Source organism: Marinobacter lipolyticus SM19, assembly GCF_000397065.2.
GTDB lineage: Bacteria > Pseudomonadota > Gammaproteobacteria > Pseudomonadales > Oleiphilaceae > Marinobacter > Marinobacter lipolyticus.
On the sequence record NZ_KE007325.1, the window covers coordinates 553,672 to 579,176 of the forward strand.

Annotated in this window: 19 protein-coding genes and 1 riboswitch; of the genes, 12 read left to right on the forward strand and 7 right to left on the reverse strand. The window is 59.4% G+C overall.

Annotated elements, in window-relative coordinates; all coding sequences use genetic code 11:
- Window positions 1-159: 159 nt before the first annotated feature.
- From MARLIPOL_RS11935 to MARLIPOL_RS11945, 3 genes are all read left to right on the forward strand, one after another.
- Window positions 160-1,962, forward strand: a complete 1,803-nt coding sequence (locus MARLIPOL_RS11935; RefSeq protein ID WP_012138388.1) for an acyl-CoA dehydrogenase — start codon at window positions 160-162, stop codon at window positions 1,960-1,962.
- Window positions 1,963-2,124: 162 nt separating this feature from the next.
- The gene (locus tag MARLIPOL_RS11940) at window positions 2,125-3,231 is read left to right on the forward strand and encodes a zinc-binding dehydrogenase (protein ID WP_012138389.1); all 1,107 of its coding nucleotides are present in this window, start codon (window positions 2,125-2,127) and stop codon (window positions 3,229-3,231) included.
- A gap of 29 nt (window positions 3,232-3,260) precedes the next feature.
- Window positions 3,261-4,676 (forward strand): aldehyde dehydrogenase family protein, encoded by a 1,416-nt coding sequence (locus MARLIPOL_RS11945; protein WP_012138390.1) that lies wholly within the window; start codon window positions 3,261-3,263, stop codon window positions 4,674-4,676.
- 233 nt (window positions 4,677-4,909) lie between these two features.
- Here MARLIPOL_RS11945 and MARLIPOL_RS11950 read toward each other — a convergent pair whose 3' ends face one another.
- Window positions 4,910-5,431 (reverse strand): QsdR family transcriptional regulator, encoded by a 522-nt coding sequence (locus MARLIPOL_RS11950; RefSeq protein ID WP_012138391.1) that lies wholly within the window; start codon window positions 5,429-5,431, stop codon window positions 4,910-4,912.
- Window positions 5,432-5,546: 115 nt separating this feature from the next.
- Here MARLIPOL_RS11950 and MARLIPOL_RS11955 point away from each other — a divergent pair, with 115 nt between their 5' ends.
- The 5 genes from MARLIPOL_RS11955 to msrB all read left to right on the forward strand — a co-directional run bounded on the left by MARLIPOL_RS11955 (window position 5,547) and on the right by msrB (window position 10,485).
- A complete protein-coding gene (locus tag MARLIPOL_RS11955) occupies window positions 5,547-6,527 on the forward strand; it encodes an NAD(P)H-dependent flavin oxidoreductase (RefSeq protein ID WP_012138392.1) in 981 nt (326 codons plus the stop codon).
- Between the two features lie 135 nt (window positions 6,528-6,662).
- Complete coding sequence (locus MARLIPOL_RS11960; protein WP_012138393.1) at window positions 6,663-6,959, forward strand: hypothetical protein; 297 nt, start codon at window positions 6,663-6,665, stop codon at window positions 6,957-6,959.
- Window positions 6,960-6,995: 36 nt separating this feature from the next.
- Window positions 6,996-7,706: a response regulator transcription factor gene (locus MARLIPOL_RS11965; protein ID WP_012138394.1), complete on the forward strand. Its 711-nt coding sequence runs from the start codon at window positions 6,996-6,998 to the stop codon at window positions 7,704-7,706.
- 3 nt (window positions 7,707-7,709) lie between these two features.
- Window positions 7,710-9,185 carry a sensor histidine kinase gene (locus MARLIPOL_RS11970; RefSeq protein ID WP_012138395.1) on the forward strand — a complete coding sequence of 492 codons (1,476 nt, stop codon included), beginning with the start codon at window positions 7,710-7,712 and terminating at the stop codon, window positions 9,183-9,185.
- Window positions 9,186-9,309: 124 nt separating this feature from the next.
- On the forward strand, window positions 9,310-10,485 hold the full coding sequence (gene msrB / locus MARLIPOL_RS11975; RefSeq protein ID WP_012138396.1) for a peptide-methionine (R)-S-oxide reductase MsrB: 1,176 nt from the start codon (window positions 9,310-9,312) through the stop codon (window positions 10,483-10,485).
- Here msrB and MARLIPOL_RS11980 read toward each other — a convergent pair.
- The 4 genes from MARLIPOL_RS11980 to MARLIPOL_RS11995 all read right to left on the reverse strand — a co-directional run bounded on the left by MARLIPOL_RS11980 (window position 10,474) and on the right by MARLIPOL_RS11995 (window position 18,659).
- Window positions 10,474-11,199 (reverse strand): 3'-5' exonuclease, encoded by a 726-nt coding sequence (locus MARLIPOL_RS11980; RefSeq protein WP_012138398.1) that lies wholly within the window; start codon window positions 11,197-11,199, stop codon window positions 10,474-10,476. The genes msrB and MARLIPOL_RS11980 overlap by 12 nt on opposite strands.
- Window positions 11,192-13,066: a putative nucleotidyltransferase substrate binding domain-containing protein gene (locus MARLIPOL_RS11985; protein WP_012138399.1), complete on the reverse strand. Its 1,875-nt coding sequence runs from the start codon at window positions 13,064-13,066 to the stop codon at window positions 11,192-11,194. The genes MARLIPOL_RS11980 and MARLIPOL_RS11985 overlap by 8 nt, the downstream gene beginning before the upstream one ends.
- 123 nt (window positions 13,067-13,189) lie before the next feature.
- The gene (locus MARLIPOL_RS11990) at window positions 13,190-16,192 is read right to left on the reverse strand and encodes a parallel beta-helix domain-containing protein (protein ID WP_012138400.1); all 3,003 of its coding nucleotides are present in this window, start codon (window positions 16,190-16,192) and stop codon (window positions 13,190-13,192) included.
- A gap of 16 nt (window positions 16,193-16,208) precedes the next feature.
- On the reverse strand, window positions 16,209-18,659 hold the full coding sequence (locus tag MARLIPOL_RS11995) for an amidohydrolase family protein (RefSeq protein ID WP_228677613.1): 2,451 nt from the start codon (window positions 18,657-18,659) through the stop codon (window positions 16,209-16,211).
- A 220-nt stretch (window positions 18,660-18,879) separates the two neighbouring features.
- On the opposite strand from MARLIPOL_RS11995, the gene cobU reads away from it, so the two are divergent.
- Window positions 18,880-19,404, forward strand: a complete 525-nt coding sequence (gene cobU / locus MARLIPOL_RS12000) for a bifunctional adenosylcobinamide kinase/adenosylcobinamide-phosphate guanylyltransferase (RefSeq protein WP_012138403.1) — start codon at window positions 18,880-18,882, stop codon at window positions 19,402-19,404.
- A gap of 6 nt (window positions 19,405-19,410) precedes the next feature.
- Here cobU and MARLIPOL_RS12005 read toward each other — a convergent pair whose 3' ends face one another.
- Both MARLIPOL_RS12005 and cobT read right to left on the reverse strand, forming a co-directional pair.
- Window positions 19,411-20,016: a histidine phosphatase family protein gene (locus MARLIPOL_RS12005; RefSeq protein ID WP_012138404.1), complete on the reverse strand. Its 606-nt coding sequence runs from the start codon at window positions 20,014-20,016 to the stop codon at window positions 19,411-19,413.
- A gap of 9 nt (window positions 20,017-20,025) precedes the next feature.
- The gene (gene cobT, locus MARLIPOL_RS12010) at window positions 20,026-21,081 is read right to left on the reverse strand and encodes a nicotinate-nucleotide--dimethylbenzimidazole phosphoribosyltransferase (RefSeq protein ID WP_407638088.1); all 1,056 of its coding nucleotides are present in this window, start codon (window positions 21,079-21,081) and stop codon (window positions 20,026-20,028) included.
- A gap of 283 nt (window positions 21,082-21,364) precedes the next feature.
- Here cobT and cbiB point away from each other — a divergent pair, with 283 nt between their 5' ends.
- The 3 genes from cbiB (at window position 21,365) to MARLIPOL_RS12025 (ending at window position 25,504) form a co-directional block, all read left to right on the forward strand.
- Window positions 21,365-22,306, forward strand: coding sequence for an adenosylcobinamide-phosphate synthase CbiB (cbiB, locus tag MARLIPOL_RS12015; protein WP_036191540.1), 942 nt, complete (start codon window positions 21,365-21,367; stop codon window positions 22,304-22,306).
- The gene (gene cobD / locus MARLIPOL_RS12020; RefSeq protein WP_012138407.1) at window positions 22,303-23,328 is read left to right on the forward strand and encodes a threonine-phosphate decarboxylase CobD; all 1,026 of its coding nucleotides are present in this window, start codon (window positions 22,303-22,305) and stop codon (window positions 23,326-23,328) included. The genes cbiB and cobD overlap by 4 nt, the downstream gene beginning before the upstream one ends.
- An 11-nt stretch (window positions 23,329-23,339) precedes the next feature.
- A riboswitch (cobalamin riboswitch) is annotated at window positions 23,340-23,554 on the forward strand.
- A gap of 147 nt (window positions 23,555-23,701) precedes the next feature.
- Window positions 23,702-25,504 carry a TonB-dependent receptor plug domain-containing protein gene (locus MARLIPOL_RS12025; protein ID WP_012138408.1) on the forward strand — a complete coding sequence of 601 codons (1,803 nt, stop codon included), beginning with the start codon at window positions 23,702-23,704 and terminating at the stop codon, window positions 25,502-25,504.
- The last annotated feature ends 1 nt before the right edge of the window (window position 25,505 follow it).

The following is a 25,505-nucleotide window of genomic DNA, read 5'->3' on the forward strand; positions in this document are numbered from 1 at the left end:
AGCCGCGTAGGTCGGATTAGGCGAAGCCGTAATCCGACAGTCGGGTTACGCCGTTGGCTAACCCGACCTACATGGTCAATCCCGCAATCGTAGCTCGTAGGTCGGATTAGCAAAGCGTAATCCGACAAAACCGCTGACATTTACCAGGAGTGTGAGGTCATGGCACAAAAAATCATCAACACTCAGGACCTTGCGTTCCAGCTGTTCGAGCTTCACGAAGTCGAACAGACGCTGGGATATGACCGCTATGTCGAGCACAACCGTGAAACGCTTCAGGCTGCACTCGATCTGGCGTTGAAGGTGGCAGCTGAAGAGTTTGCGCCCCACGCCCGCCTGGTCGACGAAGACGAGCCCAGGTTCGAAAACGGTCGGGTGGAGATGCGCCCGGAGGTCAAGAAGGCGCTGGACGTGCTGCGTGATACCGGCCTGATGGCCGCCGGTCAGGATTTTGAACGTGGTGGTATGCAGCTCCCGGCAGCGGTAGCGCAGATGTGCGTGGGGCTGCTCAAGGGCGCGAATGTGGGTACCCAGGGCTACGCCGGGCTGACCATTGCGGCGGCGAACCTGATCAAGGCCCAGGGCAACGAGTACCAGCAGAAGAAATACGCCGAGCCGATGATGGCTGGTCGGTTTTTCGGAACCATGTGCCTGACCGAGCCCCATTCAGGTTCTTCCCTGGGCGATCTGAGGACCCGGGCGGAGCCGCAGGATGATGGCAGTTATCGTCTGTTTGGCAACAAGATTTTCATATCCGCCGGTGACCACGAGTTGAGCGAGAACATCATCCACATGGTGCTGGCCCGCTTGCCGGATGCCCCTCCCGGGGTAAAAGGGATTTCGCTGTTTATCGTGCCGAAGATCCTGGTCAATGAAGATGGCAGTCTTGGCGAACGGAACGACGTTGCGTTGGCGGGGTTGATTCACAAGATGGGGTACCGGGGTACCACCTCCACCATGCTCAACTTTGGTGAGAAGAGTGGCGCTGTCGGTTATCTGGTGGGCGAGCCCAACAACGGCCTGGCGGCCATGTTCCACATGATGAACGAAGCCCGCATAGGCGTCGGCCTGGGGTCAGTCATGCTTGGCTATACTGGCTACCTCCACGCCCTCGAATACGCCCGTGATCGTAAGCAGGGCCGCCCGGTTGGGGAGAAAGACCCCAACACCCCACAAGTGCCATTGATCCGCCACGCCGATATCCGCCGTATGCTGCTGACCCAGAAAGCTTACGTGGAGGGCGGTCTGGCCCTGTGCCTGCAGGGCGCCACGCTGGTGGACGAGAAAAAACACGGAGCGACCGAGGAACAGCGGCAACTCGCCGCCGGCCTGCTGGATCTGCTGACGCCAGTCATCAAATCCTGGCCGTCCCAGTTCTGCCTTGAAGCCAACAGCCTGGCAATCCAGGTGCATGGTGGCTACGGCTACACCCGCGAGTATCCCGTTGAGCAATTCTATAGAGACAACCGCCTCAACCCGATTCACGAGGGCACCCACGGCATCCAGGGCATTGACCTGCTGGGCCGCAAAGTCTCCATGGCCGGTGGCAGGTATTACGAAGAACTGATGGACCGAATAGAAGCCACCATCGGCAAAGCCCGTGATGTCGAACGGCTGGCACTGTGTGCCGACCATCTGGACCGGGCCGTAAAATCCCTGGCCACGGCGACGGACGCCATCAACGCAGAGAAAGCCAACGGCAACGTGGAAAAAGCCCTGGCCAACGCTTCGCTCTACCTGGAAGCCTTCGGCCACACCGTCGTCGGCTGGCTCTGGCTGCGACAGGCCCTCAAGGCCGTTGCCGGACTGGAAGGAAACGGTGAGCAGACAGCAGAATTCTACGAGGGTAAGGTGAAAGCCTGTGAGTATTTTGCGCGCTACGAGTTGCCGAAAGTGCTCAGCCTGTCCGGGTTACTGAGCGCTGTGGATACCACGGCGCTGGGCATGCAGGACTCTGAGTTCTAGCGGATATTGAGTTTGTCAAAACGGTCGTGGGGCGGGGTGCCTTTTCTGGCGGGAAAAAGATGTCTGAGCGCAGCGAGTTATTTTTCCCATAAGAAAAGGCACCCCACCCCGCGACCAGTTCCCAAAACAAGAAGGCTACGTAAAACCAAGGAGCAAAACAGAATGGACAGAAAGGCAAAGGCAGTCGTCTGCCGCGAGTGGGGTCAGCCCATTCAGGTAGAGACCATCACCGTGGAAGGCCCTAAACGGGATGAGATTACCATCAAAATCGGTGCCTGCGGCGTCTGCCACAGCGACCAGTCCGCCACCACCGGCAAAATCCCATACCCCGCGCCCCTCGTACTTGGCCATGAAGCCGCCGGCGTCGTCATAGAAGTGGGCGAGGGCGTCACCGCCTTCAAGGAAGGTGACCACGTCGTCAGTTCCTTCATCTCCATGTGCGGCAAGTGCCGCCAATGCGTACGTGGCCGTCCTGTACTCTGTGAAAACGCCCGCAAGGCCATGTTTACCCTGCCCGATGGCACCGTTCGTACCAAAGGTGCGGATGGCGAAGACCTCAACGTCTTCGGTGCCTGCGGCGTAATGGCCGAATACGCCACTATGCACGTGGATAACTGCGTCAAAGTGGACGACACCATACCCATGCAGAACGCCGCCCTGGTGGGCTGTGCGATGATGACCGGCGTTGGTGCCGTATTCAATACCGCGAAAGTCGAGCCCGGCTCCCGCACAGCCGTCTTCGGTATTGGCGGTGTCGGCCTGAACGCCATTCAGGGCTGCGTCACCGCTGGCGCGGAAATGATCGTTGCAGTGGACAACAACGAGAAAAAACTGGCAATGGCCCGGGAGTTCGGCGCCACCCACACCGTCAACATCAGCGAAGTGGAGGACGGCGCCAGGGCCGTGAAGAAACTCACTGGCGGTGTCGACTACGCCTTCGAATGCGTCGGCGCCGGCCCGGTGGTGGAACAGGCTTACAAATGCCTGGGCCGTGGCGGAACCGCCGTGGTGGTGGGCGTCTCCGACCCCAAGGACAAAACCTCAATCACCACCCTGACATTGCCCGCGGATGAGCGGGTGCTGAAGGGCAGCTGGCTGGGCTCCGCCCGCCCCCAATACGACTTCCCCCGTATCCTGGGGCTGTACAAAGCGGGCAAACTCAAGCTCGACGAACTGGTCACCCGCACCTACCACATTGATGACGCACCCCAGGCGTTCGATGATATGTTGGCTGGCAAGAACGCGCGTGGCGTCATCATTTTCGAGTGACAGTTCCAGAGAGACACAGGAGTGATCAAATGAACAATCTCAGCAAGAATTACATTAACGGCCAATGGGTGAACTGGACCGGCGACACCATTGATGTCCACGAATCGGGTACCGGTGAGGTGATTGCGAAAGTCCCGGCCTCCGGCCGCGAAGAGATGGAGCAGGCCATTGCCGCTGCCGATGCCGCGTTTGCAACCTGGTCCGAAAGCACCCTGGAACAACGCATCAAGGTGCTGGAGCAGCTCCACGCAGGACTGAAAGAGCGCGCAGGTGAAATCGCGGAAACGGTATGCCGTGAAGTGGGCATGCCGATCAAACTGGCCACCGGTATCCAGGCGGGGTTGCCGGCCACGATCACCAAGACCTACCTGAACCTGCTGCCGGACTTCCCGTTCAGTGAGCAGTCCGGTAACTCGGAAGTGCAGTACGCGCCTGTGGGCGTGGTGGGTTGCATCACACCGTGGAACTACCCGCTGCACCAGGTCATCCTGAAAGTGGTGCCGGCCATTGCCGCCGGTTGTACCGTGGTGCTGAAGCCCTCGGAAATCGCACCCCAGAGCGCTTATATCCTGGCGGAGATCCTGGACGGCACCGACCTGCCCAAGGGCGTATTCAACCTGGTGTGTGGTGAAGGCCACACCGTCGGCGATACTCTGATCAAACATCCCGACGTCAACATGGTGTCCTTCACCGGCTCCACCCGCACCGGCAACCTGATTGCCCATGCCGCTGCGGATGACTTCAAGCGCATTGCCCTGGAAATGGGGGGGAAATCCGCCTCGGTGATCCTGCCGGACGCGGATCTGGCGGCAGCAGTAAAAGGCACGGTAAACAACTGCCTGCTCAACTCCGGCCAGACCTGCACCGCGTTGACCCGCATGCTGGTGCCGGCGGAACAGCACGACGAAGCCTGTGAACTGGCCGCTGCTGCCGTCGCCAAAATGACCCCGGGCAACCCGCTGGAAGAATCCACCCGCCTGGGTCCGCTGGCCTCGGCGCAACAACGTGACAAGGTCATCGACTACATCAAGCTCGGAATCGAGGAAGGTCATACCCTGGTCGCCGGCGGCCCGGAAGCGCCGGAAGGCTGTGATAGAGGTTACTTCGTCAAGGCCACGGTATTCGGCAACGTCAAACCGGACAGCCGCCTGGCTCAGGAAGAAATCTTCGGCCCCGTGCTGTGCGTGATTCCCTACAGCGATGAGGCAGAAGCCATCCGTATCGCCAACGGCACCCAGTACGGACTGTCCGGCGCAGTCTGGTCAGCGGACGCCGACAAGGCGAAACAAGTGGCCAGCAAACTGCGCACCGGCCAGGTGTTCGTCAACGGCGGCGCGTTCAATCCAATGGCCCCGTTCGGCGGCTTCGGCCACTCCGGCATTGGCCGCGAGTTCGGCAAATGGGGGCTCGAGGAGTTTCTGGAGGTCCGGTCGCTGCAGTTGTAAGGGCCGATAGCCGGGTGTCGGATTACGCTTCGCTAATCCGACCTACGGGAATTGTACGAGGGCTTCATCATGTAGGTCGGATTAGGCGAAGCGTAATCCGACAGAAGCCCTCAGCAGTCAGGTCGGTCACGGGGTGGGGGTACCTTTTCTGCCGGGAAAAAGATGTCTGAGCGAAGCGAGTTATTTTTCCCAGAAGAAAAGGTACCCCCGCCGCGGGACCAGCCCCCCAGGTTCTAGGCTTTGCCGCCAAGCAGAATTCGCACTGCCGTACAGGCGTCTTCCAGCTCCTCATCACGGGGTTCGCGGCCGTTGATGATGTCGCTGTACAGACAGGATTCGGCCAGGCGCACCATGAAGTAGGACAGGCTGTTGACGTTCAGGGGCGGGTGGATATGACCGGATGCTATCTGGTCCCGAAGCGTGCGGGTGTTGGCTTCCACCGTGCGGCTGTGAATGGTGGACTGGGATGAGGTCAGGATCTTCAGCGCGTATTCGGGATCCTGATGGATAAACCGCCGCAGAGGTTCGGAGTGGAGCAGGATCGAGTTAACGTGTCGGTACACCCCAACCACGAAATCCACACCTTGCCCGGGAGTTGTACTCAGGGCTTCCAGTCTCAGGGGTTCGTAAAGTGACCAGAGCACTTCCCCCAACAGTAAATCCTTGTTGCCGACCCAGCGAAACAGGGTGGCCCTTCCAATGTTCAGTTCTGCGGACAGTGATGCCAGGTGAATTCTTTCACCCTTCAGCCACATCCTCCTCGCTCGCCGGAGTGCGTCAGCAGGTGTTGCTCGTGTTGTTGTTTTTTCTGTCACTGCAACCTCGTATCGCTATTTGATCTCATTCTAACGACATAACAGGAAACCCGCTATGAAGACCAGAATCACCGAATTGTTTGGTATCCGTCACCCGATCATCCAGGGTGGTATGCACCATGTCGGCTATGCGGAGCTGGCTGCAGCCGTTTCCAACGCCGGTGGCCTCGGTATTATCACCGGATTGACCCAGCCTACCCCGGAAGACCTGTCCAGGGAAATTGCACGTTGTGCCGAGATGACCGCCAAGCCATTCGGCGTCAACCTGACGTTTTTACCATCCTTCAAGGCGCCTCCGTACCCGGATTATATCCAGGCTATTATCGACGGCGGTGTGAAGGTGGTGGAAACCGCCGGGCGCAGCCCTGAGCAATACATGCCGCAACTGAAGGCAGCCGGTATCAAGGTTATCCATAAATGCACTTCCGTGCGCCATGCTCTGAAGGCCGAAAAAATCGGCTGCGATGCGGTCAGCGTGGATGGATTCGAGTGTGGCGGTCACCCCGGGGAGGATGATATTCCCAACTTTATCCTGTTGCCCCGGGCTGCGGAGGAGCTCACCATCCCGTTCGTTGCTTCCGGCGGCATGGCTGATGGTCGTAGTCTGGTGGCGGCCATGGCCCTGGGGGCCGAGGGGATGAACATGGGCACCCGGTTTCTTGCCACCACCGATGCCCCCATTCATGACAACGTCAAACAGGCCATCGTCGAAGCCGACGAGCGGCAAACCCGGCTGATCATGCGTAACCTGCGCAACACCGAACGGGTGATGAACAACGCCGCCGTGGAGGAAATCATCCGCATCGAGAAAGCGAAGGGCGGGGCCGAAACCATTGATGATATCCGTCACCTGGTGACCGGCGTGAAGGGCCGGCTGGTGCTGCAGGAAGGCAAGATGGATGAAGCCGCCTGGAGTTGCGGCATGGTGGCGGGTCTGATCCACGACATTCCCAGTTGTGAGGAGCTGATCGGCCGCATCATGGATGACGCCGACAACATCATTCGTCAGCGTCTGCTGGGTAGTCTGGAGGGATGAAGGCGACGTGACAGATTTGTGAACTTTCCGCTATACACTGTTTAACACCCTGTGATTATCCCGTGATGGCGCGCCGCCAGGATGGGTACCGAGCGTGCCAGTCCGGCAGGCCAAAACCCTTACGGAGACATCACAATGAACAAGTTCACGACAGTTGCAGCCATGTGCCTATTCGGCCTAATGGCCAGTGCGGTCCAGGCGGATGAAATGGCGTCCGAAGGTGGCATGATGGACGACGACATGAAGGAGTCCATGGCTCACGAGAATATGAAGAAGGATGACATGTCCGACTCCATGGGCGATGGTATGAAAGACAACATGTCCGGAGATGATATGGGGATGAAGGACGATGGCATGGGCATGAAGGACGACGAGGCCATGCACGATGACATGAAGGATGACGGCATGGATAAGTCGGACTCAATGAATTAACCGGGCGCTTCCGAAGGACACGAGAACCAGTAACCTATGACACGAAACGTATTGATTGTTGAGGACAATCCAGGCATTGGCGAGCTGGTGCGCATGCATGTGGCGGATCTCGGCATGACCCCCATTCTGTGTGACCGGGGCGATACCGGCCTTGAGCGTTTTCGTGAAGGGGATATTGATCTGGTGGTTCTTGACCTGATGTTACCCGGAATGGACGGCCTCTCGGTTTGTCGCGAGATCCGCTCCGGCCCGGGTTATGTGCCCGTGCTGATGCTGACCGCCAAAAGCACCGAACTGGACCGAGTACTGGGCCTGGAAATGGGGGCGGACGACTATCTCACCAAACCCTTCAGCGTGGCCGAGTTGTCGGCGCGGGTGAAAGCCCTGTTCCGGCGTGTGGATGCCATGGCGTCTGCTCCGGCCGAAAACACCGGTAACGTCGGGACGGGAGAGTTGCGGGCCGACGGTTTACGGATCGATCCGGATCGCCGCCGGGTGTTTGTGCGGGAACAGGAGGTGGAACTGACAGCCCGGGAGTTTGACCTGCTCTGGCACTTTGCCAGCCATCCCGGCCGGGTGTTCAGTCGTGCCCAGCTTCTGGACAAGGTCTGGGGTTACAACCATGAAGGGTATGAACATACCGTCAACACCCACATCAACCGTCTGCGGGGGAAGATTGAGCAAGATCCGGCCAAACCAGAGTTCATCGAAACCGTCTGGGGGGTGGGCTATCGCTTCCGGGACTGATCCATGGTGAAGACCCTATACACCCGCCTGGCTCTGGGCCTGTTCCTGCTGTTACTGGCCGTCGGCCTGCTGTACACCTTTATCAGCCTCTACTCATTGCGGGAGTACAACGCCTCGGTGAATCAGGAGCTGCACCGGGATCTGGCGAAAAACCTGGTGGCGGACAGAAATCTGGTCAGCGAAGGACAGCTTGACCGCAGTGCCCTGAAAGAACTCTTCGCGCTGTACATGACCATCAACCCCAGTATTGAAATCTATCTGCTGGATCTGGATGGCACCATCCTCTCCTACTCCGCAGACCCGGCCAAAATCAAGCGCAAGCAAGTCTCTCTGGAACCCATACACCGACTGATGGACGACATGAGCCGCTATCCCGTGCTGGGCGATGACCCGCGCAGCCATGACCGGCAGAAAGTGTTTTCTGTGACCCCGGTGCCATCAATGGACAATCCGGAAGGCTATCTCTATGTGGTGCTGCGGGGTGAAGAATACGACGCTGCGGAAACCATGGCCCGGGGTGGCCAGCTGCTGGAGCTGAGTGCCTGGGCCCTGCTGCTCAGTCTGGCGGTGGTCATGATTGCGGGGTTGGCGGTCTTCCGCCTGCTGACCCGACGGCTGACATTGCTGACCCGGCTGGTGGAGGCGTTTGAGCACAGTGACATGAGTCATCCGCCGGTCAATACCTGGCGTGACAGGCGGCCGGTAGTGCGTGACGAGATCGACTACCTGGGAGCAACCTTTGATGACATGGCACGCCGCATTGCTTCCCAAATTGAGCAACTGACGGAAAAGGACGCCCAGCGCCGCCAGCTGGTGGCTCAGGTGTCCCATGACCTGCGCACGCCAATGGCCTCAATGCAGGGTTACATTGAAAGTCTGAAATTACGGCGCGACCGCCTCAGCCCGGAAGAGCAGGACCGATTTCTCGACATCGCCCTCAAGGAAGGTCGACGCCTGAGCCGTCTGGTGGATGAGCTGTTCGAGCTGGCGGCACTGGAAGCCCGGGAAAAACAGCCGGTGCCAGAACCTTTTCCCCTCGCTGAGCTGGTGCACGATGTGGTTCAGAAACACGGCCGGGAGGCCCGCAACAGGCAGCTTGATCTGACCGTCAATGGCGACCCGGATCAGCCCCTGGCCTATGCGGACCTTGCCATGACCGAACGGGTGCTGGACAACCTGATCGGTAATGCCATTGCCTACAGCCCTGCCGGTGGGCGAATCGAGGTGGTTTTCGGGCAGGAAAATGGCTGGCCGCAAGTTTGTGTGCGGGACAGTGGTCCTGGCATTCCGGAGCAAGACCTGCCCCATATCTTCGATCCCTTCTATCGCGGTGAATCTTCTGATGGGACTGGCGGCCATGCCGGTCTCGGACTCGCCATCGCCCGCAGGATCATGTCGCTCCAGGGGGGTGATATTGACGTTGCCAACCTGCAGTCCGGTGGCGCTTCGTTTTGTATACGATTACCGGTGGCGCCCTGAAGCTGAACTGTGTGCATCCGTACTGATCTCTCCGACGTTATACAAACGTAATAAACTGGAGAAAAGGGTGTGATGAATTCCGTGCAGACTGGTTACAGTAATCAAAGGGCAAGAGGTTAAAGTTATGAAACGGTATCTGTTACTGATGTCCATGGCGGTGGCCATAGCACTCACCGGTCTCCAGGTGGGTGCTTCCAACGATTCGGACTCAAAATACGCACCCGACGATCCAGACCTGGCGATAGCTACTTTCGCCGGTGGGTGTTTCTGGTGTGTTGAAGAAATGTATGAAGAGAAAGTGCCGGGGGTCGTCGAGGCGGTATCCGGGTACAGCGGTGGCGAGGAAAAAGATCCCTCATATAAACAGGTCTCTGGCGGTCGTACCGGACACACCGAGGCTGTCCAGGTCTATTACGACCCGGATGTCATCACCTACGAAGGCCTGCTCCAGGCTTTGTGGCGCACAGCAAACCCGACCGACGCGAAAGGCCAGTATGTGGACCGGGGCAGCCAGTATCGGCCCGCGATTTTTTATCACAATGAAGAGCAGAAGCGTGCTGCCGAAGCTTCGGTGAAGGCGTTGAAAGAGTCCGGTCGTTACGACGATCCGGTGGTGATTGAAATCGTACCTTTCAAGTCCTTCTATGACGCGGAGGAATACCACCAGGATTACTACAGCAAAAATCCGGTGCGGTACAAGTTCTATACCTTCAACTCTGGCCGTTACCAGTTCATCGAGAAGGTCTGGGGTGACGAGCAGGATGTTGATTACTCTCAGTATCAGCCTGAAGAGGACACCATGAAGAACGACGCGCGAGACCTGCAGTCTTTTGTGAAGCCGGACGATAAAGAGCTCAAGCGGATGCTGACCAAAGAGCAGTATTACGTGACTCAGGAAGATGGCACCGAGAGGGCGTTCGCAAACGAATACTGGGACGAGAAGCGTCCGGGATTGTATGTGGATGTCGTGTCCGGAGAGCCGCTGTTTTCCTCCAGAGACAAGTACAAGTCCGGCACTGGCTGGCCCAGCTTTACCCGTCCGATTTCAGAAGATGCGGTTGTGGAGAGAGAGGACCGCTCCCTGTTTACGACCCGCATAGAAATTCGTAGTGCCATTGCGGATTCTCACCTGGGGCATGTGTTCAATGATGGCCCCGCGCCCACGGGTCTGCGCTACTGCATGAACTCGGCCGCCCTCCGCTTTATCCCACTGGAGAAGATGGAGGAAGAGGGTTATGGCGAGTACATCAGTGAAGTGAAACCGGACAGCGATAACTCAATGGCGGCATCAAAGCCATAGGTCCTTGACCGCGGTGTCCAGGCTGAAATGATGGCGAACCTGGGCCTGCAGTAACTCCGCCGTGGCAATGGCGTCAATCAGCGCGTTGTGCGGCGGGTAGTGAGGCAGGCCGTATCGGGTCCGGCTATCGGCCAGGCGAATGGAAACCGGCTTCATGCCCTTCAGCTTTTGCCACCGGGTTGGCTGTCGATTGGGATACAGATGTGCTTCGATGGCCATGGTGTCGATGACCGGAAAATTGATGCCCTCATTGAGTCGCCATTTCAAAGCCACATCGAAGAATGGCCGTTCGATACTGCGATAATGGACCACCGCAATCCTTCCGGCCATGGCTTCCAGTATTTCCTCCAGAACTTCGCTCAGATCCGGTGCCTTGTCGATGTCTGTGTGGGTGATGCCGTGAATGGTGATGGAGGTCTGATGCAGTGGTAGCTGTGGTCGTACAACCCAGTGGCGGCCCCGGCCAAGCTGTATGCCATCTATGGAAAACGGCACCAGACCAATGCTGACAATGGAATGCTGATCAGGGTTCAGTCCGGTGGTTTCGAAATCCAGCGCCACCAGGGGAGCATCGGCCAGGGGGGTCTCCGGTGCTACGCATCCGGCCTGATAAAAGACTTTGAGCCGGGGATCCCTGGCATTTTCCGCAAGCTGAATGAACCGGTCTGGCCAGGCGTCGTTGGATTTTGAAACGGGATCCTTCTGATCAGCCATGCCGGCCCACCTGGCTATGGTACCGGAATTTAAGGAATTTCTGGGCGTTGCTGACCACCTGAAACGCGTCTTTCAGGTGGCTGCGTTCAAACGGGGACAATTCTTCCGGTCGAACGTTGTTGTCCGGCTCCCGCCCGGCTTCGATGGCCAGCGCCTGGTGGCGGATGCGGACGATGGAAATGAACTCCAGAGCGTCCCGCAGGTTGCCCACGCCGTCGTCCGGAATCAGTTTGGTTTCGGCGATGGCCTTGAGTCGGTTGAAGGAGTTCTGGGCCCGGGACCCGCACGCCAGGGCATGCACCCGGATCAGGTCTGACAAAGGCGCAGTGCCTCGACGTTTCAGGTTAAAGGTGTTGTTCTGCTTGCCGTCTTCTTCCATCACAAAGGTGCGGAAGAAGCCCAGGGGCGGTGTGCGGTTCAGGGCGTTACGGGCCAGCATGGCGAGGAAACGCTGACTGTTGCTGGCTCTTTCCGCCACCAGGATTTTCAGCTCCTCTGCGAATTCGGTTCGGCCGTAGATGCCGTCAAGATCGAAGAAGATATTGCTGTTCAGCAGGGCTTCCGCCTTGGGATTGTCGATCCAGTCAATAAAGTAGGACTTCCACACCTTCAGCGGCTGACGCCACTTTTCGTTGGTGGCCATAATGTCGCCGGTACAGTAGGTATAGCCACAGGCATCCAGACCGTCGCTGACGAATTTCGCCAGCGCCAGGAAATAGGCATCGTGTTCCGGGGGGTTAAAGCTGTCGTCCAGGATCATGGCGTTGTCCTGGTCGGTCACTACCAGTTGTTCGTCCCGTGCCATGGAGCCCAGGGCCATGAAACAATAAGGCACTGGCGGCGGCCCCAGCTTCTCTTCGCCGAGCTCCAGCAAGCGCTGGGTGAAACTGCGGCCGATGCCGGCCATGGCGCTGCCAATCATATGGGAGTTGGCATCTTCGTTGACCAGACGAACAAAACTGTCACGGACATCGCGACTGATCTTCTTGAGACCCTTGATATCCTGCTGGTGGTAGATGTTACTGACCAGGTACAGGCTACTTTGGCTCTCATACTTGGCGATGTCCGACAGAGCGATCACCCCACGTACTTCGTCGTTATCCATCACTGGCAAATGGTGGATATTGTTGTGCAGCATGGTGAGCATGGCCTCGAAGATAAAGCTTCGCGCGCGGGTGGTGATCGGGTCATCGCTCATGATTTCGCTGATCGGCGTTTCCGACGGTAGCGCTTCGGTTACGGCGCGGGTGCGCAGATCCCGATCGGTGATGATGCCTTTAAGCTTCGGCCGGTCGCCTTCCTCGTCCATCAGCAACAGCGCGGACACCCCCTGGTCGGTCATGATGCGGGCGGCTTCCTGAAGGCGCACGGTGCAGGGCGCGGAGACGGGCTTCCGCGAGATCAAGCGGGTGACCTTCGAGGTCATCAGTACGTTGGACTTTTCCCGCCGGGAGACGGCGGAACGCAGTCGGCTTCGGCCCTCGGTGTCCGCAAAGTCGGCAAAGTTCTCATCGTTTTCCCACAGGTATTGGAAAACAGTGTCAGGAATCCGGTAGATCAGGCAGTCTTCAATCGCTTTTGCCGGGAAGCGCACGGTCTTGTGCATCATCAATCCGAACTGGCCAAAGAACTCCCCTTCGCCCATCCGGCTGTAGAGTTCACCAGACCGACGGTAGATCTCGACCGCGCCGCTGCGCACATAGAACAGCCAGGTATTGCGCTGGCCAAATTCCAGGATGGGCGTGCCCGCGCGGAAATAGGAAATCTCGATGCTTGAAACCACCTTATCAAGCATTTCCTCCGCCATCTCGTCAAACGGCGCATGCTGGGCCAGATGGTTGCGGATGTCGATAAGCTCTGCCTGCATGAAGTCTCCCTGAGCGGCTGTCGCGTTTGGCGTTCTCAGGGAGCAATATAGCAGCGAGGATGGGAGAGGGCCACGAAAGCGGCGCCAGAAACCGGGGCAGCCGTCAGAGCCGCCCCGGTATGCTTAGTTCAGCGACTGGAAGATACTGCCGTTGCCACAGGCATCGCCATTGGCGTAGCCGCTGTCCACCACGTTGTTGATCCAGTAGTTGATCAACTCCACGCCTTCCATGTGGGTGACACTGCGGGCAATCGGTGGCATTTGCCGCTGGGGATCGCCGCTGGCCGTGACGCGGCAAGAGACGATGGAGCTGTCAGCGTCTCCGGGCACCACAATGTGCTGGCGACCACAGGAGCCACCCCCGGTGGCAGTGGGCTTCTTGCAGATGCCATACCCGGCGTCCACTTCCCGGTAGTGATCCAGATAATAACCGGTGTTGGACGCCGCACCGCGGTCGTTGTGGCAGTGCTGGCAGTTCACCTCCAGGTAGGCTCGCAGGCGGGCTTCCACATCGGCATCGGAGCCTGCGACTTCGCCGCTGTCACCGGCCAGGTTCCAGTGGGGCAGGCGCTCGATGTTGGTGGCAATGCCACGTCCATCGATCTGCAGGGTCGGCACATTGGTAAGAATGCCCTGATCCTGCCAGTACTTGAGCTGGTTGACGCGGGGGAAGCCGCCTTGTCCGCGGGTGCCCATAAAGGTGGATTCCGGCGCATAGGCGCGGTTCAGGTTGCGGGGTTTCGGGCCAATGGGCGCGCTGCCGGATTCCACGTCATCGTTGCTGTGACAGGTGATGCACTGGTTGGCATTGGGAATGGCGTAGTTGTCCGTGCTGCCCGCCAACAGTTCGCCGGTGATTTGGTCCTGATAATGCCAGCTTACCGTGCGGGTGCCGCCACCCAGGGCGAGTTTCGCGACCGGTTGGCCATCGCTGTCTTTCTCCCAGATATAAGTCGGACCGTCCCAGAATGCCTTGCCGCTCTCGCTGACCCGTTTGATCAGCAGGCGGGTTTCCACCAGTTCTTCGGTGCCCTTGCTTTCATCGGTAAAGGCAAAGGTCTTGGCAATCACCGTACCGGTGGGGAAGTGGATGGTACCGTTCAGGTTGCTGCCGCCCTGGCCGTCCATGTAGACCGCCTTGGTGCCCGTTGGCACGAAGGCGACCCGGTATTTCGTGGCGTAGTCGGAGAACAGTTTGCTGTTGAGCACGAACGGCACACCGCCATCATTCGGGGTGCTGCGGGGATCGTGGGGATCGGCAAACAGGTTGTACTGGTCCAGGGTTGGACAGTTCACTTCCAGGGCATCCCGATTGACGCTGCCGGACTTGCCGCGTTTGCTGCAGAGCCGGTTGACGTATTCCTCGCTGGGGGCAGGATCGATGGCACCGCTTGGTTCGAATGGCGGGATTGTCACACGGGGCAGCGGTGGCAGTAGCTTGCCAAAGCGGGCCTGGCAATCGTGAACCGATTTGTCGGTGTCTGCCACCACGCCCGTCAGCCCTTCCAGTACCGACTGCAGACCCTCGAGGGAGAGAATGCTCGGGTCCTGTTCGGCCGCGGCCAGCACCAGCTCCAGTCCCTCGGTGCCATGGAAGTTCATGTAGGCCTGGCTGTCGGCCGCCAGGTCGTTGTCATGGAAGCACGAACCCCACTGGGGCAGCTTGCGCTCGCCATTGGCGTTGAACTTGTAGGCGTTGTAGTGGCACGCCGGGTTCGGATGCTGATTGGTGTGAATGGGCTTGCCATTCTCATCGGCCGGCACCGGATCACCGTTGGCATCCACCGGGAAGGGGCAGTCCTCATCCAGCTCATCCAGCAGCCCGTCCCAGACGATGTGCGCACCTTTGCCGGGGTTGGTGATGTTTTTCAGGCCGATCAGGGTGGGCAGTACGGTTTCCACCTGGCCTTCCAGCAGCACCTTTTCAAAGTTGGGCGGGGGAAGGTCGTAACCGGAATTCCGCATCACGTTGTTATGGATGTGAAGCCCTTCGGTGTATGGGTCCAGTTTCTTGTCCGAGGTTTTATCCTTGCCGTCAATCAACTCGTAGCTGGTATAGATCACGGCGGCGGTGCTGTGGTCCTCGAAGGTATTGTTGAACACTTCGATATTGTCGTAGCCCAGGGTGATGAAGCCGGTACCACGGGGCACGGCGGACACCAGGCCACTGTGGGCGAAGTTGTAGGTGTTGTTGTTGCTGGCCAGGTTGTTGAGCATCACCGAGGTGTCGCCGTACTGGGTGATGTTCTCGAGATCGTAGATCAGGAAACCACCGGTGTTGCACTCGGCGACGTTGTTGTCGTATTCGCCGCCCTGGACGTTTTCGATCTCGAAGCCCATGACGTTATACACGGCGCGACTGTTGCGGATGATGGCGGTGTTGGTCTGGCCGACATAAATACCGGCATCGGACGCGCCCACGGATTCGGAGTTATCCACCAGGATGTTTTCCGACTCCACCGGGTAGATACCGTAGCGCCCGCTGGCGGAGCTGGGAATGTAATCCGGCGTGGGGTCGCCCTCGTTCAGTGGCGGGTTGGTGCACTGCACATGCAGCCGATCCGAATAGTTACTGGCGGTAATCGGTTCACCACCGCCGGACCAGATGGCCCGTACGTTGAGCAGCGTACCCCATTTCACCCCCTTGAGTTTGAAAGCGTCCCCAGGTGAGTCGGCGATGGTGAGGTCCTGCACGGTAATACCGCGCACGTTCAGCGCTTCCAGACCGGTGACGTTATCGCTGTCGCGGAAGGACAGCACTGTGCTGTCTTTGCCACACCCCTTGATCAGGACGTCTTCGGTGGCCTGTATCAGCAGGCCGTGGTTCAGTTCGATAAAGCCGCAGCCGAATTCCAGAGTATCGCCCGGACGCAGTTGGATCATCGCGCTGACCATGTCGTGGGTGGCATCGGGGCCGGCTTCCACGAGGAACGTGCGGCCGTCGCTGAAACGATCAACCTGTTGCCCGGCGACATTGGAGTTACCGGGATTTTCGTTAGCCGCTGTCGAGTCTGACGAGCCGCCGCTGCCACCGAAACAGCCAGAGAGCAGTGCGGTGGCTGTCAGCACAGGGATAACCCCTGAATGCCAGCGTCTTGTGTTGTTGAAGAATGTCTTGGAGTTCATGACGTTGTCCTTGTTGTTATAGTGGCGTGCTTTCAATCCGTTCCCACATCCGCAGGTAGGCTTCAGCGGAGGTGAAAAGCTGATTGATGGCATCGTCAATTTGTTCGGGATCGGCATCGCTGTTGCGAATCATGTCTGCGATCTGGTCCGGGTACAGGCCGTAATGGGCGACACCGCGACCGTCGTAGAGGCTGAATTCCCGGTCGCCGGTACGCTGCACATCGAAGCGGACCCGTCCGTCGATGGAGGTGAACGGGTAGAGGCCTTCTTCGTCCTCGGTAGTGCCGGGATTGGACGCCAGCTGTGCAATGCCGTTGACGTCAGAGGCGAAGCCGGCGCCGCTGAAGGGGCCTACCTTGAGGTCTTCGCGGCGGGGACGGTTGCCATCCCGTGTCAGTTTTCGCACCCAGTCTTCACGGGTGCCGCCGAAGGACGCGGTAATGCCGCCCTGGGCCGCGATACGATCCCGCAGTGCTTCGGTGCCGCCCCAGCCGCCATGGCTGTTGATCACCGGGTAATCCAGTGGCCGGGTAATCTCCAGAATCCGGGCGGCGGCCTTGCGGCTGATGTGGTCGGTTTCGATCATCATCTTACGGCGCACCAGCTCCTGGATCAGGAAGTCCCCGAGATCACTCAGACCGCGACGGTTACAGAGCTGGTCGGTCCCCCGACGGGGGTCGAGTGCCGCCATTTCCTCCGGGGTCTCCGGGAAACGCTCTCCGAGATAGTCCATCTGGTACAGCAGCTGATCGAACAGGCCAAAAGGCTGCAGGTCGGCGTTCTGGTCTGGCTCACCGCCGGTGTATTCAACGCTTTCGGGGCATTCCTCGAATTCCACCGGGTGGCCGGTTTCCAGCAGGTTGCCGCCATAGAGAATGGGGCCGATGCCAATGCCGGTGGACAGGTCCGGCAAGTGCCCGCCAAAGGCGTTGTCGAACTTGTGAACCGGGAAGATGTTGCGAACCCCGAGCTGGTAGAACTGATCCAGCCGTTCCACGATCTCTTCGCGGGTGCATTCCGCCACGCCGAGGAATTCACCGCACTTGAAGACCTTGGACATCTCTATGCCCAGCACCACAGCAAGTTTGCCGTCATCGATCACGTCGCGGGCCTGGGCCGGACTGGTGACGATCTGGAACCAGCCTTCCCCCGGGCCGCCGTGTTGGGCATCAATGTAGTCCTGCATCTCGTACATGCGCTGGATCTGCAGCAGGATGGATTCCATGGGGTCGCAGTCGTTTTCTTTCTGCGGGTTGATGCGGCAGAGAATCTCGTTGTGCACCAGATGATTCACCAGGATTTTCATGCCCGCCAGGTGGGCTCGCTCCATCCAGCGGTAATAGCTCTGGTGGTGTTGCAGCGAGTTGTAGCGGGGCCAGTCGTTGAATGTGGGCCAGCCCTGAGTGTCGTGGGTGCCGATACCGCTGGTGGCCAGCTCGACAAATCCGGTGGCACCCCAGGGGCCGTGGACGGCTTCGCAGTCGTGCAGGGCATGAGTCACCCCAAAGCGGTGAAAGGGGGCGCCGTAGTTGACCCGTCCACCGATGAACTCATAGGCCGAGATGTGGGAATGGGTGTCGACAAAGCCGAAGACGTCGTCCTTGTCGAGGCCTTTGACCTGGCGGAAACGATCCACTTCCTTCAAATAAATCGCCGGGCCCTTGGCGTCGACGACTTCGGCGCTGAGTTCCGCTTCCGGGTATTGGTCACATCCTTTGGCCTCACGCAGGGCAAAGGCACCGGATTCGTCAATGACCGAGGGAGACACCAGAGCCAGGCCATCGTCCGTGGCGGCCAGCATCAGGCCAGTGACGTCAGAGGCCAGAGTATAGCGCTGTTCATCGCCTTTGCGTTGCAGTTGCCATACCGCCAGGTCGCTGGGTGAACCCACCATGGCAAGCGAGGGATTGATGGTGGTGTCACCCAGCTGATCACCGGTGAACTCAATACTCTCACCGATCGAACGCAGGGCATCTCCCAGCGGCGCCACCGGATCCAGGATCAGGTTGGTGGTATCCCCGAGGCCGGCAACCAGATAGGAGATCTCGCCAATGAAATTACCGGCGTCATCCAGGAATTCGCCGGCGGGGTCGCTGATGCCAAGCAGCTCAAACAGGCCGACTTCCCCGGTGTTGCGTTGGTAACCCGACATCATCAGGTAGGCCCCGAGACGGGTGGGACGCATCCGGAACGCAGTGGCCTGACCGGCATCGCGAGTCGTGGAGTATTGGCCTGTTTGTGGGTCGGCGCTCAGATAATGTCCTTCGGCTTCCAGGGTGTAACAGCCATTGGCGAAGCTGTAACGGTCAATCGCGGCCGGTTCCTTGAAGGTCTGAGTATCCGAGGAAATGACAGAGTCGTTGGGGGGTGTTGATGGTCCCTGTTGCGGGCTGCCTTCGTTGCCATCTTCGGAACCGCCACATCCGGTGATCAGCAGCGCGCCAGCCAATGCCCACGCTGTACGCATGGGTCGTTTCTTATAGTTCATGTGAACCTCTCGTTCGTCGTCATTACCGGCGTGCCCGGCAATTCGTTTTTTATTGTTGAGGCATTTCGATTATTGTTGTGATTGCCCGGAAAGAGCCCTCTCCGTGGTAACGTGACAGTTTGTAGCATATTGGATAAATGTGATCTGCATCACATTGGGCCATTTTTTGATCACACCCACTGAACCCGAAGGAGCATGCATGGGCGTATCTCGAACTCTCGTTATGGGAGGCATCCGCTCAGGGAAAACGGCACTGGCGGAACAGCTGGCAACCGAGTCTGGTGATGCAGTGGTCTACGTGGCCACGGCCACGGTGGGGGATGAGGAAATGGCGCAGCGGGTGAAACGGCATGTCGACAGCAGGCCGGATCACTGGGGATTGGCGGAAGCTCCGCTCCGGCTTGCCCGTGTCCTGGAAACCTATAGCGACGAGACCTCGCCGCCGTTCCTGTTGGTCGATTGCATGAGCCTGTGGATCAGTAACCTGTTGTTTGCCGGGGAGGAGGCCTTCGCTCATGAGCGTGAGGCATTCCTGGCGGCGTTGCGGAATTATCCCGGCAGCATCGCCATTGTCAGCAACGAAGTCGGTTTGGGTACTATTGGCATGGACCCATTGACCCGTCGTTTCTGCGATGAGCTGGGCTGGTTGAATCAGGCAATTGCAGCCGGCTGTGACCGGGTGGTGATGAGTGTTGCGGGGTTGCCGCTTTGGCTCAAGGAGTGAGGGGGCTCAGCCACCATGGCTCAGTAAAGAGCTGAAAATACCGTGCTCGGACTGGTCAATACGCACCCGGCTGCGACAGGCATAGGGAACTGCCAACGCCGAGAAACTCCGGTTCAGGGGGATGCCCATCACCTCGGCCAGTATCATGCGAATGACGCCACCGTGGCATACCACCAGAACACGCTGCCCCGCGGCTTCACGACACCAGTGATGCCAGCTGTCCCGCACCCTGGCGTGAAACTCATCCATCGTTTCACCGCCGGGTGGCGGATAGGCGACAGGATCGCTCCAGAACCGGTTTAGCGCTTCCGGGGCATCAGCCTGGATGGCGTCGGCAGTCATGCCTTCCCAGGCACCAAAACTGATTTCCCGCAGACGTTCATCCCGCTCCAGGGGAAGTTGCCGGTTGGTTGCCAGCTGCTCGGCAAATCGGTGGCAACGGAGCAACGGCGAAGTAACCACCAGATCCCACTCTTCGGTATCTGAAATGGCGGATCGCATCTGCTGCCATCCCAGATCACTGAGCGGGTCATCCTGGCTGCCCCGGAACATCGGGCCCCCGGCGGGTTCGCCGTGGCGGATCAGGTCAATGGTCGTCGTGCTGTTTTTCATCGTGGTCCTTCAGGAAGCCGTGTCCTTGTTGCTGACACCGGCATCGGCAAAACTGGCCATATTGTTGTGAAGTGCACAGGCCGCTCGCAGCAGGGGCACCGCCACTGCGGCACCGCTGCCTTCGCCCAGTCGCATGCCGAGATCGAGCAGGGGCTTTGCGTCTAGGGCTTCCAGAACCCTGGCATGCCCTGGCTCCGCCGAGCGGTGGGCGAACAGCAGCCAATCCCGCAAGGCGGGTTGTTGGAAAACGCCCAACAGCGCAGCCACCGAAACAATATAGCCATCCACCAACACCGGGATGCCTCGCGCCGCGCAGCCGAGTATCGCGCCGGTCAGTGCCGCGATTTCAAATCCGCCGAGAGAGGCCAGTACCGTCAACGGATCGGTGTTGTCACCGTGTCGTTTCAGTGCCCGGTCCACCACCTGACTTTTCCGGGAAATTCCCGCGGTGTCCAGGCCCGTGCCGGGACCAACCAGCGACTCAGGTGATTGATTCAGCAATGCACAGGCCAGGGCTGCGGCACTGGTGGTGTTGCCAATACCCATGTCGCCGCCAATAAATAACCGACATCCGGCGTCAGCAGCACGTTCTGCCGCCGCGTCGCCACTGGCCAGTGCGGCGCACACCTGGTCTTCCGTCATCGCGTTGGTCACCGCCAGATTGGCTGTCGCTGGAGCGATCTGTTCATCCCGGACACCGGGCAACTCCGGTACTTCTCCTACAGTGCCCAGATTGACGACCTCCAAAGAAGCATCCAGCTGTTTTGCCAGCACACTGATGGCAGCGCCGCCGCCGGCGAAGTTGGCGATCATTTGCGCCGTCACTTCTTGCGGAAATGCAGACACACCTTCCTCACACACACCATGGTCACCGGCAAATACAGTGATTCGCACGGGATCCACCGTTGGCTGTTCAGTCTTCTGCAGACCAGCCAATTGGACGGCCAGCTGTTCCAGACGCCCCAGGGAACCCGGTGGCTTGGTTAGAGCCTGCTGGCGATCCGTTGCTTGTCGGATTCGGAGCGTATCTGGTTTCGGTGGCTGCTGGGTCCAGCTTGGAGGCAGAGAAAGCATGGGTGAATCCTGGCCGGTGAAAACAGCAAATGGTCTACCCGGTCCGAAAAGGTGTCAAGGCCGACGGTGACTCGGTTAAACTCCTTCCTGATCAAGAACACCCACAATTCGGGGAATTGTTTGGATAGGGCCCTCCAAAACCCTGCGGAGCCATGGATGGCGGAGCGGAGCGTACAGGGATGTATTCACAGCGTGTTTTGGAGGGCCCTATCCAAACAATTTCTTGCTCCCAAGTTTTGTCTGCTTAAGAGATGCTGCCAATTTGAGCTCTTTCATATTTTCCGTGATCGTTTGCCTTGTTGCCGTGCTTTTGGACCGCTGGCTCGGGGAGACCCGCAGGTGGCATCCGCTGGTGGGGTTCGGGCGTCTGGCTGCGTTAGTTGAACGGCGGTTGAATCGGTCGCCGGAGCACACGGGCCGGTCAAAATTCTTGGGGCTGTTGGGTGTGTTAATCGTCGTGTTGCCTGCGCTTGTGGTCGCCGAGTCGTTGCGATGGACGCTGGATGGCTGGACATACCTGCTGCTGCAAGCTGTGGTGTTGTATTTTGCTCTGTCGATCAGGGGGCTGACGGAACACGGCCGGGCAGTGTCGGATGCGTTGCATAGCGGCGATCTTGAGCAAGCACGGGAGCAGGTAGGCCGGATTGTCAGCCGCAAGGCCAGCGAACTGGATGAACAGGGCGTGGCTGCGGCGGCCAGTGAATCCATGTTGGAAAACGGGGCGGATGCGGTGTTTGCCAGTTTGTTCTGGTTTCTGGTGGCGGGTATTCCCGGGGTGTTGCTGCACCGGATGGTGAACACGTTGGATGCCATGTGGGGCTATCGCAATGAACGTTATCTGTATTTCGGGCGGGTGGCCGCCCGGCTGGATGATGTCATGAACTGGATACCTGCCCGGCTGACAGCGGTGACCTATGCCTTGCTTGGTAACACCCGGCTTGCCTGGCGTTGCTGGCGGACCCAGGCGTCGGCTTGGGACAGCCCGAATGCCGGGCCGGTGATGGCAGCCGGGGCCGGGGCCCTTGAGGTGTCTCTGGGCGGTCCGTCGCCCTATGCCTCGGGCATAAAGCAGCGACCGGTGCTGGGGCACGGACCGGCCGCCAGTGCGGACACGGTGGATGGCGCTCTTCGTCTGGTGTGGAAGGGCGTCTGGTTGTGGCTTGTTTTACTCGCTCTGTTTGCGGTGGCAGGTCTTCTTTTGAGGGTCGGGACATGACACCACCGGAACATGGCGGACGACTCAACGCAGCCGTAAAACGCTGGGGCATTCCCCGCGATCAGTGGCTGGACCTGTCCACAGGTATTAATCCCCAAGGCTGGCCGGTGCCGGATTTGCCGTCCGAGGTTTGGCAGCGGTTACCGGAACCGGATGATGGCCTCGAGGCTCTGGTGCAGCAGTGGGCGGGGGCTCCCGCTGACGCTGCCTGCGTGCCGGTGGCGGGCAGTCAGGAGGCGATCATGGCGCTGCCCCGGCTGCGGCCTTCGTGCCGCGTGGGCGTTCCCCGCCCCGGCTATCAGGAACACGGTCACAGCTGGTCCTGTGCCGGACATCAGGTGGTCAGTCTCGATTGGGCACGGGTGACCGGTGACGATGAATCCTGGCTGGACGATCTGGAGGTGCTGGTCTGGATCAACCCTAACAATCCTACCGGAGAGACCATTGATCCAGAGCGTCTGTTGCGCTGGCATCAGCGGCTACAGCAACGGGGTGGCTGGCTAATTGTCGATGAGGCGTTCGTGGACGGCTACCCGGAGTTGAGTCTGGGGTTCGCCACCGGGCGGGAGGGTTTGGTGGTGTTGCGATCTCTCGGTAAGTTCTTTGGTCTTGCGGGCGTGCGGGCAGGCGCGGTGCTGACCGCACCAGAGCTGGCTGACCACCTGCGGAACACGATGGGTCCCTGGACGGTCAGTGGTCCCGCCCGTTACGTGATGCGCCAGGCGCTGGCGGATGCACGCTGGCAGGCGGCGACTACCGAGCGATTGTCGGCGGATAGTCAGCGGCTGCGGCGGTTGCTGGATGCTCACGGCCTGGACGGTTCCGGGGGCACCTGGCTGTTTCGCTATGTTGAGCACCCACGCTCGGCGGATTTGGCCGATGGGCTGGCCCGGCACGGCATCCTGGTGCGTCGGTTTGATCGGCCGCCTGCGGTGCGGTTTGGCCTGCCAGGTTCCGAAGCGGAGTGGCAACGGCTGGCGCATGCACTGGCGGCTTGCGGAATGTCATTGACCAATCGTTAACCGATTGTTAGCCTTGCCCCACTTTTTCAGGTGCCCCGTGCAAAGCGACACAGGGGTGAAACGGGAAGCCGGTCAGATTCCGGCGCTGCCCCCGCAACGGTAATTGAGTCAACGGTGATCGAATGCGCCACTGTGCCCCTGAGGGTATGGGAAGGCGATTGCCCGGGTCTGCCCCACGCGCAGACCGCTCATAAGCCCGGAGACCGGCCTGGAATTGCCAGACGTTGCGGTGGGCGACAGTATGGCAGGGGCCGGCTACTCCGACCTGACCTGGATGCTTCCCGACCACCTGCTTCTCTCCTGCCAGATTGCCTACCCCAACGTCATTACCTAATGCATTCGTGCGGGCGAGCACGAGTTTGAGGACGTTGAGATGAAGTACGCACTACCAACCCTGACCCTGTCTGCGGCAACCCTGTTGATCACAAGCCAGCCTACCCTGGGCGACGAAGTCTCCGAATCCACACTGGACCCGATCGTGGTCACCGCGACCCTGGGCCCGAAAACCCGGGGTGAAAGCGACTCCTCTGTCACCGTGATCGATAACGAGGACATCGAACGCCTGCAGCCTCAGACGTTTGAGGAATTGTTGGTGGGGCAGCCGGGCCTGGACATCACCAGTAACGGCTCGTTCGGCAAGAACATCAGCGTTTACACCCGCGGTACCGGCAGCGAATCCACCGTATTTCTGGTGGATGGTGTGCGTCTGCGTTCGGCCACCAGCGGCAGTGCCGCGTGGCAGTATTTCCCGCCGCAGATGATTGAGCGGGTGGAAATTGTGCGCGGTTCCCGCAGTAACCTGTACGGTGCCGATGCCGTTGGCGGCGTTATCCAGGCCTTTACCCACAGCGCGCCGACGGGCAATGAGGGCTGGGTTCAGGCCGGTGGCGGCAACTTCAACACGCAGGAGTATATTGCCGGAGCCGCCGGTACCGAAGGCCGCATGAAATACAGCCTGAGTGCCAGCCATCTGGAAACCGACGGCACCGCCATCGTGGAAGGCGGCGAAGACAAGGGCTTTCGTAACACCTCCGCCCTCGCATCCGTAGCTCACCAGTTTGACTCCGGCGGCGAGGCCGGCATCGTCATCATGCGGGCTCAGGGCAATACCGAATTCGAGGGCGGTGACACCGACTTCGCCATCCAGACCCTCGGTTTCCGCCTGGATACACCGATCAGCGACTACTGGCGCAGCCGCATCCTGCTGGCGGAATCCCTCGACGAATCGGACAACCGCGATACCTTTGGCGACAGCACCTTTGATACCAAGACCCGCAGCGCCCGCTGGGAGAACCAGATCAGTATCGGTCGTCACGAGTACATTGTGGGGGGCGAGCTTTTGGTGGACGAGGTCGACAGCACCACGGAATACGAAGAATCCAGTCGCACCAACGCTGCTATTTTTGGTCAGGCCCTGCTGAATTTCGGTCCCACGGACTTTCAACTGAGCCTGCGGGCAGACGACAACGAGGCCTTTGGTCGCGAGGAAACCGGAGCCGTGGCCATGGGCGTTGACCTCGACCGGAACCATCGGGCCCGGGTGAGCTACAGCACGTCCTTCCGCGCACCCACCTTCAACGACCTCTACTTCCCCGGTTTCGGCAATGCAGACCTGCAACCGGAAACCGCTGGCAGTGTGGAATTGGGTATTGGAGGGCAGTACCAGCACTGGTTCTGGGACGCCGCGATTTATCAGACCGACGCTGACGACCTGATTGTGTTCACCATGAAGGATGGACGTTTCGCCCCGTTCAATGTCAACGAGGCGCGTATCCGGGGTGCCGAGCTCAGTGCCGGTCTGGAACTGGATGCATGGACCTTACAAGCGGCCGCCTCGGTCACTGACCCTCGGGACGAGGAGACCGATAACCGCATTCGTCGCCGCAGCGCCAAGCAATTCCGCGTGGATGTTGACCGGGCCTTTGGCCAGGTTTCCCTGGGCACCACCGTGAAGGGGCAGGGCTACCGCTACGACGATGCCGACAATGAGGAACGTATTGCCGGTTTTGCCACCTGGGACCTGCGGGCAAAGTGGCAGATTGACAGTCACTGGACCACCAGCCTGACAGTGGACAATGTGTTGGACCGGGAATACGCCACGGCCCTGCGTTTCGATGGCAGTGAGTATATCGCCGCCGGTCGAACCGCGATGCTGACCTTACGCTACGACATCTGAC